The organism is Mycobacterium montefiorense (genome assembly GCF_025823255.1).
Classification (GTDB): Bacteria; Actinomycetota; Actinomycetes; order Mycobacteriales; family Mycobacteriaceae; genus Mycobacterium; species Mycobacterium montefiorense.
In genome coordinates this window covers 969,150-985,634 of the sequence record NZ_JACKVL010000017.1, presented here as the reverse complement: position 1 = coordinate 985,634, position 16,485 = coordinate 969,150, and the positions used below count along the sequence as shown (strand labels likewise).

Annotated in this window: 15 protein-coding genes and 1 pseudogene; 12 read left to right on the top strand and 4 right to left on the bottom strand. The window is 65.8% G+C overall.

Annotation, left to right across the window (positions count from 1 at the left end; genetic code table 11):
- The first annotated feature begins 5 nt into the window (after positions 1 to 5).
- From H7K34_RS24595 to H7K34_RS24580, 4 genes and pseudogenes are all read left to right on the top strand, one after another.
- Positions 6 to 368: a DUF4226 domain-containing protein gene (locus H7K34_RS24595; RefSeq protein ID WP_264064589.1), complete on the top strand. Its 363-nt coding sequence runs from the start codon at positions 6 to 8 to the stop codon at positions 366 to 368.
- Positions 369 to 495: 127 nt separating this feature from the next.
- Entirely contained in the window at positions 496 to 1,872 is a 1,377-nt protein-coding gene (locus H7K34_RS24590; protein WP_264064588.1) for a DUF4226 domain-containing protein, read from the top strand.
- 45 nt (positions 1,873 to 1,917) lie between these two features.
- Positions 1,918 to 2,232 (top strand): annotated as a pseudogene (locus H7K34_RS24585) (ESX-1 secretion-associated protein); the annotation flags it as partial.
- Complete coding sequence (locus H7K34_RS24580; RefSeq protein ID WP_264064863.1) at positions 2,232 to 2,543, top strand: DUF2694 domain-containing protein; 312 nt, start codon at positions 2,232 to 2,234, stop codon at positions 2,541 to 2,543. The pseudogene H7K34_RS24585 and the gene H7K34_RS24580, both read left to right, overlap by 1 nt.
- Positions 2,544 to 2,558: 15 nt before the next feature.
- Here H7K34_RS24580 and H7K34_RS24575 read toward each other — a convergent pair whose 3' ends face one another.
- Positions 2,559 to 2,696 carry a hypothetical protein gene (locus H7K34_RS24575; protein ID WP_264064883.1) on the bottom strand — a complete coding sequence of 46 codons (138 nt, stop codon included), beginning with the start codon at positions 2,694 to 2,696 and terminating at the stop codon, positions 2,559 to 2,561.
- A gap of 148 nt (positions 2,697 to 2,844) precedes the next feature.
- On the opposite strand from H7K34_RS24575, the gene H7K34_RS24570 reads away from it, so the two are divergent.
- From H7K34_RS24570 to H7K34_RS24540, 7 genes are all read left to right on the top strand, one after another.
- Positions 2,845 to 4,251 carry a DUF5631 domain-containing protein gene (locus tag H7K34_RS24570; RefSeq protein ID WP_276059920.1) on the top strand — a complete coding sequence of 469 codons (1,407 nt, stop codon included), beginning with the start codon at positions 2,845 to 2,847 and terminating at the stop codon, positions 4,249 to 4,251.
- Positions 4,252 to 4,378: 127 nt separating this feature from the next.
- On the top strand, positions 4,379 to 4,699 hold the full coding sequence (locus tag H7K34_RS24565) for a hypothetical protein (protein WP_264064586.1): 321 nt from the start codon (positions 4,379 to 4,381) through the stop codon (positions 4,697 to 4,699).
- A gap of 268 nt (positions 4,700 to 4,967) precedes the next feature.
- On the top strand, positions 4,968 to 5,288 hold the full coding sequence (locus tag H7K34_RS24560; protein ID WP_264064585.1) for a DUF2710 domain-containing protein: 321 nt from the start codon (positions 4,968 to 4,970) through the stop codon (positions 5,286 to 5,288).
- A gap of 111 nt (positions 5,289 to 5,399) precedes the next feature.
- Positions 5,400 to 6,836 (top strand): type VII secretion protein EccB, encoded by a 1,437-nt coding sequence (eccB, locus tag H7K34_RS24555; RefSeq protein WP_264064862.1) that lies wholly within the window; start codon positions 5,400 to 5,402, stop codon positions 6,834 to 6,836.
- A gap of 6 nt (positions 6,837 to 6,842) precedes the next feature.
- Positions 6,843 to 10,922 carry a type VII secretion protein EccCa gene (gene eccCa, locus H7K34_RS24550; protein WP_264064584.1) on the top strand — a complete coding sequence of 1,360 codons (4,080 nt, stop codon included), beginning with the start codon at positions 6,843 to 6,845 and terminating at the stop codon, positions 10,920 to 10,922.
- Between the two features lie 177 nt (positions 10,923 to 11,099).
- Positions 11,100 to 11,405, top strand: a complete 306-nt coding sequence (locus tag H7K34_RS24545) for a PE family protein (protein WP_264064582.1) — start codon at positions 11,100 to 11,102, stop codon at positions 11,403 to 11,405.
- A gap of 6 nt (positions 11,406 to 11,411) precedes the next feature.
- Positions 11,412 to 12,620 carry a PPE family protein gene (locus H7K34_RS24540; protein ID WP_264064580.1) on the top strand — a complete coding sequence of 403 codons (1,209 nt, stop codon included), beginning with the start codon at positions 11,412 to 11,414 and terminating at the stop codon, positions 12,618 to 12,620.
- A gap of 15 nt (positions 12,621 to 12,635) precedes the next feature.
- Here the strand turns inward: H7K34_RS24540 and H7K34_RS24535 are convergent, their stop codons facing one another.
- Together H7K34_RS24535 and H7K34_RS24530 are read right to left on the bottom strand one after the other, a co-directional pair.
- Positions 12,636 to 13,409, bottom strand: coding sequence for a TIGR03084 family metal-binding protein (locus H7K34_RS24535; protein WP_264064579.1), 774 nt, complete (start codon positions 13,407 to 13,409; stop codon positions 12,636 to 12,638).
- 10 nt (positions 13,410 to 13,419) lie between these two features.
- The gene (locus H7K34_RS24530; RefSeq protein WP_264064861.1) at positions 13,420 to 14,706 is read right to left on the bottom strand and encodes an MFS transporter; all 1,287 of its coding nucleotides are present in this window, start codon (positions 14,704 to 14,706) and stop codon (positions 13,420 to 13,422) included.
- 143 nt (positions 14,707 to 14,849) lie between these two features.
- Between H7K34_RS24530 and H7K34_RS24525 the strand changes: the two genes are divergently transcribed.
- Complete coding sequence (locus H7K34_RS24525) at positions 14,850 to 15,455, top strand: YqgE/AlgH family protein (RefSeq protein WP_372510854.1); 606 nt, start codon at positions 14,850 to 14,852, stop codon at positions 15,453 to 15,455.
- On the opposite strand, the gene H7K34_RS24520 is transcribed toward H7K34_RS24525, so the two are convergent.
- Positions 15,452 to 16,465, bottom strand: coding sequence for a bile acid:sodium symporter family protein (locus H7K34_RS24520; protein WP_264064577.1), 1,014 nt, complete (start codon positions 16,463 to 16,465; stop codon positions 15,452 to 15,454). The genes H7K34_RS24525 and H7K34_RS24520 overlap by 4 nt on opposite strands.
- Positions 16,466 to 16,485 lie beyond the last annotated feature (20 nt).

Sequence of the window (16,485 nt, the reverse complement as noted above, 5' to 3'; positions counted from 1 at the left end):
AACGTATGTCGGAACAAGCCGGCCCTTCGCTAGCCGCCATTACGGCCCGGCAGTCAGCGATGGCGACCCAGCACGGCTCGGTCGCCGAGGCAGACCGGGCGCTGATGGATGTGGTGGCCAGTGCGCATGCCGCGATTCGGGAGAGCATCAGGCGCCTGGACGCGATCGCCGACGACATCGAGCGCGCTGTTGTGCATCAGGCGAGCCTGGGCGTCGATACTCCTATGGGAGCGCGTGAATTTCAGAAGTTTCTGGTCGCTAAACAACGTGAGATCGCGGCGGTCGTGGCTGACGCCCACGAGCTCGATCGGGTGAAAACGGCTGTGCTGGAAAGCCTGCGGGAGCAGTACCGGGTATCAGCGGGCTAGCGCGACGACATTCATCCACAGCCCAACCGTGGTGAATTGTCGACGGCTTGGGGCCTAAGTACTGTCACCCGGCATGGAGGGGTCGCGACACCGCCCGCGTTGGGGCGCAGCGCGGTTTGGCTAGCCGATGTCGACGTATGACGAGCTGCTGGCCACGGTCAAAGCCGTGCGCGACCGCACCGGCGACCCGAACGCGTGGCAGACCGGGTTGACGCCGACAGAGCTGGCCGCGGTGGTCACCCCCACCACAGCCCCACCACAACTGGACGCGATCCTGGCCAAGATCCGCCGGCAACATCTGGACCCACCCCTGGGGGATCGCGAGCAGGGTGCTGCGGCCGAAGCCATAGCGGGCGCCGAAGCTGCCCTGGCACAACAGAATTCGGCAAGTTCTCAGCTCGACCTGCAAGTCGTTTCGGCCATCATGAATGCCCACTTGAGGACTGTCGAAGGCGCTGAAGCGCTGGGCGCGTTGCAGCGCGACACCGAAGCCGCGGTGCAAACTCGATCGGACCTGGACACCCCCGCGGGTGCCCGCGACTTTCAGCGGTTCCTGATTGGCAAGCTTCGCGACATCCGCGCGGTGGTCATGAACGCAAGCCTCGACGATACGTCGAAGTCGGCACTGATGGCCGCATGGACATCGCTGTACGACGCCTCGAAGACCGGGCCGAGTGCTGCGGGTGAGAGCAAGCCGGCACCGGTGTCCGCGGTTGCCGCACCCGTGCGCGACTGTGGTCAACAGCCGCCCGATGCGGCCGCCGCCGGATGGGATCCCCTGCTGGATCCGCTGCTGACGGATGACCCCGGACTGCCGGACGAGGACCCGGGCGAGAGTGCCGCGGCTCCCACGATGCCGTCGATGCTGCCGAGCATCCCCAACGTCGGTCTGGGGCCGACGCCCGGGCCGGGTTCGATGGCCGGCTGGGGTACGCCAAGTGGCTTGGCGCTGCCCGGGCGCGAGGGGGGCGGCGAAAGCGATCCGGCGCTGGGCGATCTGGACGACGAGGCCCTCGACGCCGAGTCGGCCGATGACGAGGATCCGGACAAACGCAAAGACGGCGATCACAGCCAGGACGTGTCAACGGCCGAATCGACGCCGACGGGTCCGACGACGGTGACGCTGCCCGACGGCGAGACGGTGACGGCTGCCAGCCCGCAGTTGGCGGCGGCCATCGAGGCGGCGGTGGCCGGCGCGACGATCCCGGATGCCTTCCACCAACAGGGAATCACCATTCCCGCACCGGGTACCGCGGTGCCCAATCCGGTCGATCCGGTTCAGCTCGCGCCGGGAGATATCGGGATCTTCACCGATCGCCATGCGCTCGCCCTCGGCCACAGCAAGGCTCTCCTGGATGGCCAAATTCAGCACATCGCCACCGTGAGCGGCGCGAGCTTTCTAGGCTGGGAGCATCCGCCGGCCGCGGCGACCGAGACTGCGCCAGCCAGGACCGACACACCGACACCGACCCGGCCGGCGGCCACGCCGAGCACTGGACAATAGTGAACTCGCTGGCCCGGCCGGCGGTGCAGGAACAGGAGACATCGGATGGCAGACCGAATCCACGTGGCGCCCGCGCACTTACGCGAAGCCGCGGCGCGTCACCAGGAGATTTCTGAGTACCTGCGCACCATTCCGTCGTCTCATGCCGCCATCCAGGAGAGCCTGGATTCATTGGGGCCGATCTTCGGTGACCTTCGCGACGCCGGACGCGAACTGCTCGAGCTAAGGCGCCAGTGCTACGAGCAACAGGCGGACGACCACGCCGATATGGCGCACCACCTGACTGTGTCGGCCAGCACTTGGGATCAGCATGAACAGGATGCGAGCGGCCAACTCGGCCGCATTGTCGATGGCGGTCGATCACAGACGCCAATCCCGCGTTCGACACCGTTCACCCCAGTGGGCACATCCTGGTCCGCTCGTGTCGGGGTGGCTACATGCACAGCGTCGCGCTCAGTGAAGAGGCGATGGATACCGACGCCGCGGCCCTGGCCCAGGGCATTCTGCTGACCGCGGACGTGTCTTGGCTCAAAGCATTGCTGGAAGTTCGCCATGAGATCGTGGCGGCCGGACACTCCCCATCGGCGGAGGTTCCGACCCCGAACGATCTCGATGCAGCCATCGAGAAGCTGCTGGCGCACAAACTGCGCCGCCGCGCCGGTGCCGACTAGCTCGCCGCGTCTAGATCAGCCAAGTTTTTGCGGCAGCGGGGTCGGGTGCGATATCGCCCGGGGCTCGATGGGATTGGCGCCGAACAACTCTCGTGCACGGCCGAGCATGGCACGCACCTCGTCGAGTTGCTGCTGCAGCGCAGAATCAGCCATGGGCTTACGCTACCGAGCTCGTCACACCCGCACAATTCACCTTTGGCAATGAGCGTTCGGCAGGTATCGGTAGTCTGACCCGGTGGCGATCTTCGGTCGAAAGACGGCGCGCCAGCGCCTCCGGAGAGCTACCCGGGAATCATTGTCGATGCCGGCCTTCAGCTCTCGTATCGATTGCTCCCCCTGGGTGATCGGTGGGCTTTGGCCTGCCGAACTGTCGCAAGCCACCGACGAAACCGCCACGCTCGCACAGCATCTCGAGAAAGACCTGCAGCGAATCACCAGCAACGCCAACGACGAGCTGAGGATGGTCAAGCGGGCCGGACTCACTGATACGGCCCGGCACGCGGCCGAGGCCAAGGTCATCGATGAAGCCCGCGCCCGCGCCGTGCGGCGAGTGGAATCGACAATTCGCCAGCTCGACATGTTGAAGGCGCAGATGCGTGCCCGGCGCCAAACCGCGCAGGCCGCGCGGCGTTACAGCGAGGCCGACATCGAGCGGACGCAGGTCATCCCCCTGGTCCCGGCGTCGCAGCACGACGTCCGCGAGCCGACGATCGACGAAACCCAAGTCATCGCGGTGGTCGCGGCCGCAGAGCCCGCAATCGCTGACCCGACGCTCGATCAGACGCAGGTCATCCCCGCCGTCTCGGCAGAACCCAATGCCGACGAGCCCGCGGCCGCTTCCGAAGAGCCGGTAGCCGACGTGTCAGCCGATCAGGACGACGCGGCCGAAGCTTCGGTGGGCCGGCATCGGCTGCCGGCCGCGGCCGTCGCAGCTCGAGCGGAACCCGAAGCCCCCGCGATTCGGGAAGCTGCGGCACCTGAGCCCGAGCCCGAGCCAGAACCCGACCCCGAGCCAGAACCGGAATCGGAACCCGAGCTCGTTGAAGCTCCGGCGGCACCTGTCACCGAATCCGATACGCAACGACTGCACCGGCTGCTGGCCTTCGTGGTGCGCCAAGAACCACAGCTGAACTGGGCAGTCGGCGATCTCGTGGACGGGACGACGCTGCTGGTCACCGACCTCGCTCACGGCTGGATTCCTCCGGGGATCGCACTGCCGGTGGGTGTGCGATTGCTGGCACCCGGGCGGCACGGCGGCAAAGCGCCGGCGCTGCTCGGCGAAGCGACCCGGACCGCGACCTATACCCCCGGCGATCCGGTCGGCCGGTCGACCGACTTCGCCGAGACGGAATCCTCGATGCAGGGCCGCGAGCTGCCCGCGGTGGAAGACCTCGGATGGGAGCTGAGTCGGCTCACGCATTGGCGGGACGGAATACCGCGGTTAGTGCACACTCTGGCAAAAGCTGCCACAGCGGGAACCGGGGTCGTGGAAGAGGAGGCCGACCTGCTGCGAGTGCACCTGGATACCGCCCGCTACCAGCTCCTGAGCCAGTATCCGAATGCCGAGCCCGCGCTGTTGCTCAATTGCCTGCTGCTGGCCGCGACCGAAAGCAGCGTCGCCGACGACACGACGTCAGCCAACTACCACCTGGCGTGGTTCCACAAACTCGATGAGCCGCCGGCCAGCCAGTGGACCGCCGAGGATTGACGGCACTCGCCCCGACAGCCTTCGGTAGAACAGGTAGTCCACTACGCGTGCGGTCGATGCCGATGTCTTCATACATTTTTATCGACGGCCGGATCCACCGGACGCAAACCGCTCTCAGGTGATCGAAATGCTAACCATCCCCAAAGCAGTGGTACATCGTGATACCGCCGCATCCGTGCAACCCAGTCACTTAGCTACCGACCAAGCACTGCGGCAGGCACCGGCTTCGGAGCCCGTCCTCGTCACCGAATGCCAGGTGATGTTCGCAACCGCTGCCGCCCTCGGTGCGCCGCGGCCCTTCGCGGCCCCGCGTCCATGGCTGCACACCCTCTGGCACCGGCTGCTGTCGAGCGTCAGCACAGAGCGTCCGCCGCGCCACCAGTACCCGCCGCTGAGGTCGAGCTATTGGGAGCGCGCGGCGACGGCCCGTGAGATGGACCGACTGTGAACGAACTCGTCATGGTCGCCGAAGGCATGGTGCTGATCGCGGTCAGCATCGGCATCCACCACCTCTCCGCATGGTTGGAGCGCTGGGATTACGAACGCCATTGCGAGGACTGAGGTAGCCGGATCAGCAGGCCGGCACCAACATCCGGTTCGGGTCAAACGCCCCTCGGGATAGGTGACGGGTTAGTTGACGCTTCGCCCAGCCTGCCTTCCCCAGTCACTAGTCAAACCGTGAATTGACGCTGGTTGGAGGGGTCGATGATACTGACATGGTGTCGGGGTCGGGCGGTCGCACGAATCTGAGCGACAAGGATCTCGTCGAGGCGGTTCTGCGTGAACTGAGCGAGGCGGCAGACAAGTGGGAAGCCCTTGTCGCGCAAGCCGAGACGATCACGTACAGCGTGGATTTGGGGGATATTCGCGCCGTGGCAAATTCCGACGGCAAGTTGATCGAGCTGACGCTGCACCCGGGTGTGATGACCGGTTACGCGCACGCAGCGCTGGCAGACAGGTTAAACGTCGCGATCGCGGTGCTTCGCGCGGAGGCAGAGGCCGAGAATCGGGCGAGGTACGGCGACGAGCTGCACTGATGTCGGTGTCGATGCAGCACCCTGCATCGACCGCCGAAAGGAGTAATGATCGTGCCACTCAATCTGTCCAACCGCGACCAGAATTCGGGGCACCTGTTCTAAAACCGGCGGCTGCGCGCCGCGATCACCCGCTTTTCGGTCCGGATGAAGCACGACGACCGTAAACAGCAAGCGGCCGTGGCGCTATCGATCGTGCTGGTCGTCATCGGCATCGGGTGGATGGCGCTACTGCATGTCATGAAGCCCTCGGGGTTGGTCGGCCAGTCGTCGATCGTCGGCGATCGTGACACCGGTGCGGTCTACGCGAAGATCAACGGGCGGCTCTACCCCGCGCTCAACTTGACCTCGGCTCGATTGGCGGTCGGCAGCGCCGGCTCTCCGACTTGGGTCAAAGCCAGCGAGATCGCCAAGTATCCGACCGGCCCGATCATCGGAATTCCAGGTGCGCCGGACAGCTTGCCGGTCACGGCGAGCGCTGAATCGGCGTGGTCGGTCTGCGACGCTGCGGCCGCCCGCGGCAGCGGAACCCCTCCGATGGTGACCTCTATTGCCGGCCGGCTCTCCCCCATCGGGCGCTCGGAGCCGATGAGCCCGAAGCAGGCCATCCTGGCAACCCACAAGGGCGCGACGTATGTGATCTGGCGAGGCCAACGGTCCCGCATCGACCCAGCGGACCGATCGGTGACATTCAACCTCGGACTCGACCCCGGGGTGACCTATCCGATCGAAATCTCCAACGCCCTGTTCGACGCTATGCCCTCGACGGAACCCCTTGTGTTGCCTGCGATTCCGGGTCGTGGGACGCCGTCGCGCTGGGTGCCGGGCTCGATTGTGGGCAGGGTGCTGCAGACCCGTGACGCCAGCGGCACCGTCAACGGCTTCTATGTGCTGCTGCCGGACGGCGTGCAGAAGATCACCAGTTTCGTTGCGGACCTGTTGCGGACCGCGGATTCAGAGGGCTCGACGACGCCTACCCTGATCGCGCCCGACAAACTGATTCAAATCCCGGTGGTCGATGTGCTCGACGTCGACTATTACCCGTCGGAGAAGCTGGATTTCGTTGACACCGGCGCGAATCCGGCAACCTGCGTGGGATGGCAGAAGCAAACGGGCGATCCGCAGGCCAGGATCACGATCTTCACCGGCCGAGGGTTACCGGTTTCGATCGGCATGGATTCCCGCCTGGTTCGGCTGGTTCGCGACGACCGCGACCCTAATTCCGCTGAGGCACAACAGACATTGGTGTTGCCCGGGGCGGCGAACTTCGTGACAACCACTAGCGGTGTCGCCACGGCCGACAGCCGGGAAAGCTTGTATTGGCTTTCACCGCAAGGTGTTCGATACGGCATCCAATCAGATCGCGCGACCATGCAGGCATTGGGGCTGGATCCACGGCTGGCGGTGCAGGCACCCTGGCCGATCGTGCGTACCTTTGCGGCGGGGCCCGCGATTGGGCGCGACGCCGCCTTGGTGGCGCGCGACGCCGTGACCGGAGGTGGTGCGGTGGCGCCGATTCCCGATCTCAACGAACCGGCAGGTGGGGGTTAAGCAGCGATGTCCAAGCGAGGTTTCGTCCGCGGCCGCCGCAAGCCGGTGCCGAGTGTTCCGCCGGTGCGCATCGCGGTAGCCGCACCGTTGGCATTGCCTGAGCGTGAACCCCGCAACATCCTGCTGATGATCGCGGTACCCGCCTTGCTCGTCGGAATCATCGGCACGCTGGTGGTGATGTACGCGTCGGGGATTCGGTCACTGCAGTCAGGGTTCTTTCCGATGATCGGTCTGGTCGGGTTCGGCACGCTGATGTTCAGCGGGCGCCTGGGGCGCGGGCGCCGAATCAGTTGGGGCGAGCAAGAAAAGCAGCGCCGCAGCTATCTGCGCCAGTTCGATGAGGACCGGGACGAGGTGCAGCGTGCCGCGCAGGATCAGCGCCGCAGCCAGCTCTTTGTACACGGCGATCCGCAGAAGCTGGACACCGTCATCGGTGGGCCGCGGATGTGGGAACGGCGCCCCGCCGACCCGGACTTCCTCGACGTCCGCCTCGGGATCGGCGTCCAGCAAGCGAGCGAATCGGCGGTGTCGCTGCAGTGGCCCGACGTTCCGATCGGTGAAGAGCTCGAGCCCGTAACCGGCGGCGCGCTTAGGGATTTCATCCTCGAGCAGAGCAAGATCCGGGGTATCGGTAAGGTCCTGAGCCTACGAGGCAAGCCCGGGTTCAGCTTCATCAGTGACGATCCGAGCGAACTACACAGCCTGGCCCGTTCGATACTGTGCTCGCTGGCCGTCTACCACAGCTCCAGCGCTCTCAAGGTCATGGTGGTGACGCGCCATCCCGAGTTGTGGTCGTGGATGGTGTGGTTGCCGCACAACCAGCACGACGAGATGTTCGACGCGTGCGGGCTGCGCCGGCTGGTGTTCACCTCCCCCACTGAGCTGGAGGAGGCGCTCGATGCCGAGCTGCACCGCAAGGGCCGGGGGCCATGGACGCCACCGGTCGGAATGAGCCCGACGTCGATGCCGTCACCGATCGAGTCCAGCACCGGCCTGGCGCTGGGGCCGCACTGGGTGATCGTCGACGACAACGTCGGCACCCCCGAGCAGTGGGAGGGCGTGACCGGCCAGAAGGGCATGGCCGGTATCACCGTGTTGCGCTTGGCGTCCCGCGCGAGCGTGGGTGTCGGATTCGCCGACGACAGTGAGCGTTTCAGTCTGCGCGAAGGCAGGCTCGCGCACCGTGGCACGTTCTACGCCGTGGCGGACATGCTCGCCGAGAGCACCGCCAACCGGTATGCGCGAGCAGTCGCCCGCTGGTCCCCGATGAGCGCCGGTGAACTTTCGGAGACCGACAGCCAGGGTGGCGAATTGCTGCGCGCGCTGGGTGTCAGCGATCCACGGGAACTAGACGTCGACAGACTCTGGGGTGACAGCCGTGGCCGCGGCGACCACAAATGGGCGATGATGCCCGTGGGCGTCAAGCAAGGTGGTGAGCTGCAGAACGTCATATTGCGCGCCAAGGACTTTGGCGGTTTCGGGTTTCACTCTGTGGTGATCGGAACATCCGGTTCCGGTAAGTCGGAATACTTCCTGTCGTTGTGCACCGGTATCGCGTTGACGCACTCCCCCGAGACGTTCGTCGTGATCTTTGTCGACATGAAGTTCGAGTCGGCAGCCCAGGATCTTCAGGGATTCCCCCACGTCGCGGGGTCACTGTCCAACCTTGGCAAGGATGACCGGCACCTGGCCGAGCGGATGCGCAAGGCAGTCAATGGCGAGATCGCGCGGCGGTACCGGCTTTTCAACGCGGCCGGTGCGCGCGACGCCAACGAATATGAGGAAATGCGGCTCGCCGGGCGGGATCTGGAACCGGTACCGATTCTGTTGGTGATCATCGACGAATACCTCGAGCTGTTCATCCACCACCCGGAATGGATCGATCTGGTCATCCACATCGGGCAGGAGGGCCGCGGCTGCAATGTCTTCTTCACGCTCGGCGGTCAGCGACTGGACCTGTCGTCACTCAGTAAAGTCAAGAGCAACATAGCTTTTCGAGTGGCACTACGCGCCGAGACGGCAGAGGATTCGCGCGATGTGATCGGTAGTGACGCGGCGTTGCATCTGCCGTCGAAGGAGAACGGCTACGCGCTGCTCAAGGTGGGGCCACGCGACTTAGAGCAGTTCCGCTGCTTTTACGTGTCCGCTCCGTTCGTGGTGCCCAAGCGGGTCGTCAATGTGAACAAGACGTTGGACGTCAGCTTTTCGCAGCCGCGATCATTGACCTGGGCTTACCAGCCGCTGAGCGAAGCGGATAGCGAAGCCCTGGCCGTCGCCGATGAACCCGATGAGCCCGACGAGTTCCTCTTCCACTCCGACGGTTTCCGGAAGAAGAAGTTGGTCGACGTCATCCGCGAGGCGCTGATGGCGCACAACGCGCGACCGCCTCACCAAATCTGGCTTCCGCCTTTGGAAGTCAGCGAGCCGATGGACGTGCTGGTGGCCAGCTGGCGGCGGAAGCCGTGGTATGTCGACTATGGGCAGAACCCCGGCCTGGTGTTCCCAGTCGGCGTTGTCGACATCCCCGAAGACCACGCCCAACGGGTGTACACGATCGACGCCGAGATGGATAACATCATGGTGGTCGCGACGGCTCAGCGCGGAAAATCGACGACCCTGATGTCGTTGATCACCTCGGCGGCGTTGATGTACCGGCCCGAACGCGTCACCTTCTTTTGCATCGGGGCGTCGCTGTATCCGGTCGAAGAGTTGCCGCACGTGGCGTCCGTGGTCAGCCAAACGGACAACGAGGGTGTCTCGCGGACCGTCGCGTCGATCGAGGGCCTGATCCTGGCGCGGGAGGCGGCGTTCAAGCAATACCAAATCGACATCTCCGAATTCCGCGAGCGCAGGTTCGGCACCGAGCGGGAAGGCGGAACCGATCCCGCCGACAAGTTCGGTGATGTCTTCCTCGTGGTCGACAATTTCAGCGACCTGTACGACAAGGACTCCCCGATGGGAGATCGCCTGGTCACGATCGCCCGCCAGGGTCTGTCCTACGGGGTTCACATCGCGACCACCGCCACTGCGTGGCTGGTCGGGCAGAAGCAGGCGCTGGTCAACGTGTCGAACGCGCGAATCCAGCTGCGGCTGAGCAATCCCGATGAGACTCAGATGGGCGAAGGCCTCGAGCGCCGAAAAGCCGCGCGCAACACACTGGACCGGCCGGGTTTCGGCGTCACCCGGGAGGGCCACGAGCTGCTGGTCGGAGTGCCCGAGATTACCTCGGCCACCGGCGAACGGGTGACGACGCGGCAGCTCGGCGCCGTCATTGCCGAGGTGACTGGCGTCGGCCGGCTGGAGAAGCTGGCGCGGCTGCCCGAACGCATCGAGCTGGCCCAGGTCATCGCCGCGTTCGCGGAGACCGACGTCGCGTCGGACCCGTTCAACGTTCCCTTCGCCATTGGCGAAAGTGCTTTGCAGCCAACATATTTGCCGACCCGGGCGGTGCCCAACATGTTGGTACTGGGCCGCCAGTTGTGCGGGAAGACCACGACCCTGGCTGCCTTCGGGCAGGCGGTCATGAGCCGGTTTACTCCTGAGCAGGCGCAGATCACCATCATCGATCCCAAGACGTCGCTGATCGGCAGGATCCGCGGACCGCATGTGCGCGCGTACGCCTATACCGCCGACGATATCGATGCCGTGATCGAGGAATTGACGGCGATGATGCGCGACCGTCTTCCCCCGTCGGGACTGAGCCAGGAGGAGTTGCTGAGTCGGAGCACCTGGGACGGGCCACACCATTTCCTGTTGATCGACGACGAGCAGGAACTGCGTCCGCACGGCGCGATCGGAAAGGCGGCGGCCAGTGCGCCGTTATGGGGACTGATCGAACGCAGTCGTGAGATTGGCCTGCACGTGATTGCTTCGCGCTTGCCCGGAAACTGGGCGGGTATCTCCGTGACCAATCCATTCCTGCAAAAGATGACCAGTTCGCGGGCGCCCACCTTATTTATGGACAACGACCCGGCGACGGTAAAGGTGTTCGGCAGGGTGGGCGCTCAGCAATTGCCGCCGGGGCGCGGTTTGCTCGTCACCACGGACGGAGCGATCGAAGGTGTGCTGGTAGGAACGCCGGAGTAGGGCGGTCCGCGATGGTCGGCCAGGGCATCAGAAAAGGTGAATCGACACCTGCCAGCGGCGACCATAGAATCAGGCCATTCCGCGTGTTCGGCGGGCGCAACTTGCCTGGTGGGGAGCCAGCCAAAGGGGGTATACCCCTACGGATGAATGCGGGCATTGAGAAATACGGAGGGCGAAATGGCTGGGATATTTGGAATGGTGCCTGGCGCCGTTGACTTGTCGGCGGTCACAGAAGGCGCGGTCAGCGAGCAGATGGCGGCCACCACCGCGGCCGGCGCGGCCGCGTTGACCGGCGTGCTGCCGATGGCTCCGGATGCCGATTCCGTGGAATTCGCCGCGGCGCTCAACGCTGCGGGTGGGGCCTACATAGCGACCGCGTCCGAGCACGCCGGTCAGCGGTCTGCCTTCTCGGGCGCGCAGGGCCTTGCTGCTGTCACCAACGTCACCGCCGATGAACTCGGCGCGGGCCTTAGCGCGATTTAACCGAAAATGCCCGATCCCAGGTGGACAGGTCCGCCCGAGATCGTCGCCGCGATCTTTGAGGCGGGCAACCCGGCGTCGGTGATCGCCAATAACGCGGTCTGGGTCACCGAGACCACGACTAAGGAACTGGCGGCCGGCCTTTCCAGCGTCAACTCCCTGGCCACGGCCGCGCAGTGGCAGGGCGTGGGCGCACTCGCGTCGATGGTCACCTCGACCGGTCTCAATGCCGGATTACACACGCTGGTGGGCTGGACCGCGGAGAAGATCGGGGTCACGACGGCCGCCGTCGAGGCCTTCATGATTGCGAGATCGTCGGTCATCCCGTCAGTGGTGTCGACGACCAACCGGATCGAATGGTGGGGACTGTTCCACACAAACTTCTTCGGGCAGAACACCCCCGTGATGGGTGAGCGCGACGGCGAGTACTACGGCGAACACTGGCCGCACAATTCGAGCATTGGCTGGACCTACTCGGGTGCGCTGGCCGCGCTCGTTGCGGCGCTGGCCGTTCCCCCGCCGATCGCACCGATGGGTGCCTCACCTGCCGCCCCGGCGGCGGCGGCCTCGGCCGTGGCACAGGCGGGCGCGCAAGGCGGCATGAACGGCGCGATGCAGCTAGGTAGCCAGGCAACGCAGGGTGCCGGGCAGGCAGCGGCCGCACCCGCCGAGGGCGGTAGCCAGCTCAGTTCCCTGATGCAGGCTCCGATGCAAATGATCTCCGGCGTGACCGCACCGCTCCAGCAGGCGGTCAAGGCACCGATGGATGCCCTCCAGGGGATGGCCAGCATGCCGCAGGGGCTGCTCCAGTCGATGACGAACGCCTTTTCCTCGGCCGGTGGTGGCAATGCCGGAGCGGCCGGCGCCGCCGCCGAGCCGTTTCTGGCCGGGGCAACCGGTCCCTTGGGCGGGGCGGCTGGCGGCGGGGGCGTGGGCGTGGGTGGCGGGGGCTTCCCGGGTGCCGGACTGACCAGCTACACCCGCCCGACCAGCAGCTTTGAGCCCGAGGTCGGAGGTCGACCGACCAGCCTGCGCGCGGGCGTGCTCAACGCCTCCGAGTTACGCGGCCCCACCTCACCGACCAGTACCGGGATGGGTGGCTCGGCGATGCCGATGTCGCCGGCCGGCATGCTGGGGCACGGCAAAAAGGGTCAAGCGGATAAGGACGTCACCCGCGCTCGTGTCGTCGTCGGCGGCGACCCCACCGACGAGACGTAGGCAACCGCCGGTCGCTCACCGCCCGGGGCCGGGTGGGCCGGCGAAGGCTTGGGCGATCTCTAGCCAGCGCTGCGCGTCGGCACCATGCGCGGTGATGTCGAGGTTGCTCAGCGGCCGCCGCTGAGTAACCAAAAAGCAGAAGTCCTCCGCGGCGCCGATGACCCGCTGAGCGGCGTCCGCCGGACCCCAGGACCACGTGTCGCCGCCGGGTGAGCGCAGCTCCACCAGAAACGGCTCAGTCGGCGGCACCAACTCGTTGACCACGAACGCGTAGTCGCGAGTGCGGACCCCCAGATGGGCGATCGAGTGCAGCCGCTCGCTCGGCGTCCGCTTGACGCCGAGGGCGTCGGCGACGTCCAGGCCGTGCGCCCAGGTCTCCATCAACCGCGCGGTAGCCATCGAGGCCGGGCTCATCGGCGGCCCGAACCACGGCAACTTCCGGCTCTGCTCCACCGTCAGCAGCGCATCGTGCAATCGGTGCCGGGTGGTTCGCCAATCGCTCAGCAGCTCCGCCGGCGGAGTCGCGGCCAATTCCGCCGCGCCCGCGTCGACGAAGCCGACAGGGTCCTGCATCGCTTCGCCCAGCACCGCGCCGAACCCCGCCTCGTCGGTGACCGAGATCAGGGCGACCCGATCGGTCCACAACAGGTGCCCGATCTGGTGTGCGACGGTCCAGCCCGGCGACGGTGTCGGGTCGGCCCAGCGCTCCGCGGTGAGCGGCGTGACCAGCGTGTCGAGGTCATCGCTCTCGGCACGCAGGTCAGCCACCATCGGCCCGGGATCCGCCATCATGACCTCCTTAGCGACTGGTCACCGGCTGACCGCGCCGGCCTAGGAGACTGTGCACGACGAGCCCGACCAGGTACAGCGCCGACCCGAAGATCACGAACATGGGCGCATGCCCGTTCGCGGGGATCAATATCGCGGCCACCGTGATCGAGACAACGAACGAGACCCAGAACAGCGCGTCCTGCACCGCGAACACATGGCCGCGCAGCGCGTCGTCGACGTCTATCTGCATCGCCGAGTCGGCGCACAGCTTGACCACCTGGCCGGTAACACCCAGGAAGAAGCTGCACGCCACCATGACCGGCAGCAGCAGGCTCGCCCCTGCCAACTCGATCAACGCGGCCGCGACCAACGCACCGTTCACCGCCGTATAGCGTCCCCATCGGCGGACCGTGGGCGGGGTCAGCAGGGTGGCCAGGAAGGCCCCCAGCCCCGAAGCGCCGAAGAACACCAGCGCGATACCGAGTCCGCCGACCGCTGAATTCTCGGTGTGATGGACCAGCAACAGGATCACCAGCGAGTTGATGCCCACCACCATCCGGTGTGACGCCAACCCGGACAGCGCGGCAGCAACCGTCGGCGTGGACGCCACCGTGCGCGCGCCGTGCAGCCACCCGGTGACCACCGCATAGACGGCCGATCCGTGGACCGCCCGCTTGGTGTCGTCGGGCCCCAGTACTCGGGGCCCGAACCGCAGGGACAGCAACAACGCGACGGACACCGGAATCAACGCCGTGAGAATGATGACGGCCGCGCCGCGATCGCTACCGCCGACGAACCAGCGGGGTATGAGCATGAAGTTCGCGCCGAAGAAGGCCGCGACGGCGCCCGAGGCGGTGGCGATCGAATTCATCGTCACCACCTGCTCACGCGGCACAACGTGCGGCAATGACGCCGACAGGCCGGAGGCCACGAATCTTGAAAAGCCGTTGAAGAGAAGCGCTCCCAGCAGCAGCGGCAACTCGCCGGCCCGCACCGCCAGAATCGCCCCGATCGTGACGATCAGCGCCAGCCGGCACAGGTTGGCGCCGACCAGCACCCACCGTCGGTCCCAACGGTCCATCAGGGCGCCGGCGAACGGACCCAGTAGTGAATAGGGCAAAAACAGCACCGCGAAAGCGCGCGCAATCGACAGCGGGTCGGCCGCCCGATCCGGATTGAAGAGCAGCGCTCCGGCCACCGTCGCCTGAAAGAGGCCATCACCGAATTGACTCGCCATGCGCAGCTGAATCAGCCGCCAGAAGTCCGGCATAGCGCGCACCGACCGCCAGAGTTCGACGGTTGCGCGCGAGGGCATCCGGGTTTGGAACACAGAACCGACTTCCACGATTGGGCTGGATAGACATGGTCACACTCGACGTCGCTGCAATAACAGTACAAATATTTACGGGCGGCGTTTGTTTGTGCCGAGCGATGGTACGGGAGTGCGATGATGGACTGATGCCGCAGCCGGAAGACGCCGAAGACTACATCGCACCCGCTGCCCAGCGGGTGCGTGCGGGTACTTTGCTGCTGGCCAATACCGACCTTCTCGAACCGACGTTTCGGCGCAGTGTCATTTACATCGTGGAGCACAACGATGGCGGCACCCTGGGTGTGGTGCTCAACCGTTCCAGCGAGACGGCGGTCTACAACGTATTGCCGCAGTGGGCAAAGCTTGCCGCCAAGCCGAAGACGATGTTCATCGGCGGGCCGGTGAAGCGTGATGCGGCGCTGTGCCTGGCGGCGTTGCGGATCGGCGCCGATCCGCAGGGCGTGCCGGGCTTGCGGCATGTGTCCGGGCGGATCGTGATGGTCGACCTCGACGCGGAGCCCGACGTGATCGCGCCGCTGATCGAGGGAGTTCGGATTTACGCGGGATACTCGGGCTGGACGATCGGTCAGCTCGAAGGCGAGATTGAGCGCGACGACTGGATTGTGTTGTCGGCGTTGCCATCTGACGTTCTCATTGGGTCGAAGGAAGACCTGTGGGGGCAGGTCCTGCGCCGCCAGCCGCTGCCGCTTTCGCTGCTTGCCACCCACCCGATCGACGTCAGCCGCAACTAGGTCTCCTCCCCCACCTCCGGCGCCGCTGACTGCGCCGATGTCTTGTCAGCCTCGCGGGCCAGCCTGCTGGCAATCATCGCGCAGACCACAAGTTGGATCTGGTGGAAGATCATCAGCGGCAGCATGGTCAGGCCGACGGTGGCGGCAGGGAAAAACACCAACGCCATCGGCAGCCCTGATGCCAGGCTCTTCTTCGAACCGCAGAACAGCAGCACGATCGCATCGCCGCGGTCCAGCTGCGCCAGTCGGCCGATCACCGTGGTGGCAGCCAACACCATGGCCAGCATTGCGGCGGCGACCAGCGAAACCAAGATCAATTGCCACACGTCGACGCTGACCCAGATGCCCTGCACCACGCCCATCGAAAAGGCCGTGTACACCACTAGCAGGATGGACCCCCGGTCGACGACCTTGAGCATCGCGGCATAACGGCTGATGAACCCCGCGATCCAGGGCCGCACCAGCTGGCCGGCGGCGAACGGCAGCAGGAGTTGCAGCACGATGGCGCGGATTGAACTGCCGTCCACCCGGATTGCGCCGCTGGTGTTCATCAGCAGCACGACCAGCAGCGGGGTTGCCACGATGCCGAGGATGTTCGACAACGACGCGCTGACGATGGCGGCGGAAACGTGGCCGCGCGCAATCGAAGTGAACGCGATCGACGACTGCACGGTCGACGGGACCAGGCACATGAACAGCACGCCGTGATACAGGTCGATCGTCAGTATCGAGGGCACCAACGCCCGGGCGGCCAGGCCCAGCAGCGGGAACAGCACAAACGTGGTGGCCAGCACCATTAGGTGCAATCGCCATTGCCGGACACCGTGCCAGGCCTGCTGCGGCGACAACCGCGCGCCGTACAGGAAGAACAGCAGCGCGATCGCGGACGTAGCGGCTGCCTCCGCGGCGTCGGCGGCGGCGCCGTGGGCGGGCAGGACGGCGGCAAGAGCCACCGTCGCCGCTAGGGCCAGCAAAAATGCATCGAGGATCGTCGACAGGCGCCTCAGCATGGTGACTTACCGCATGGCGT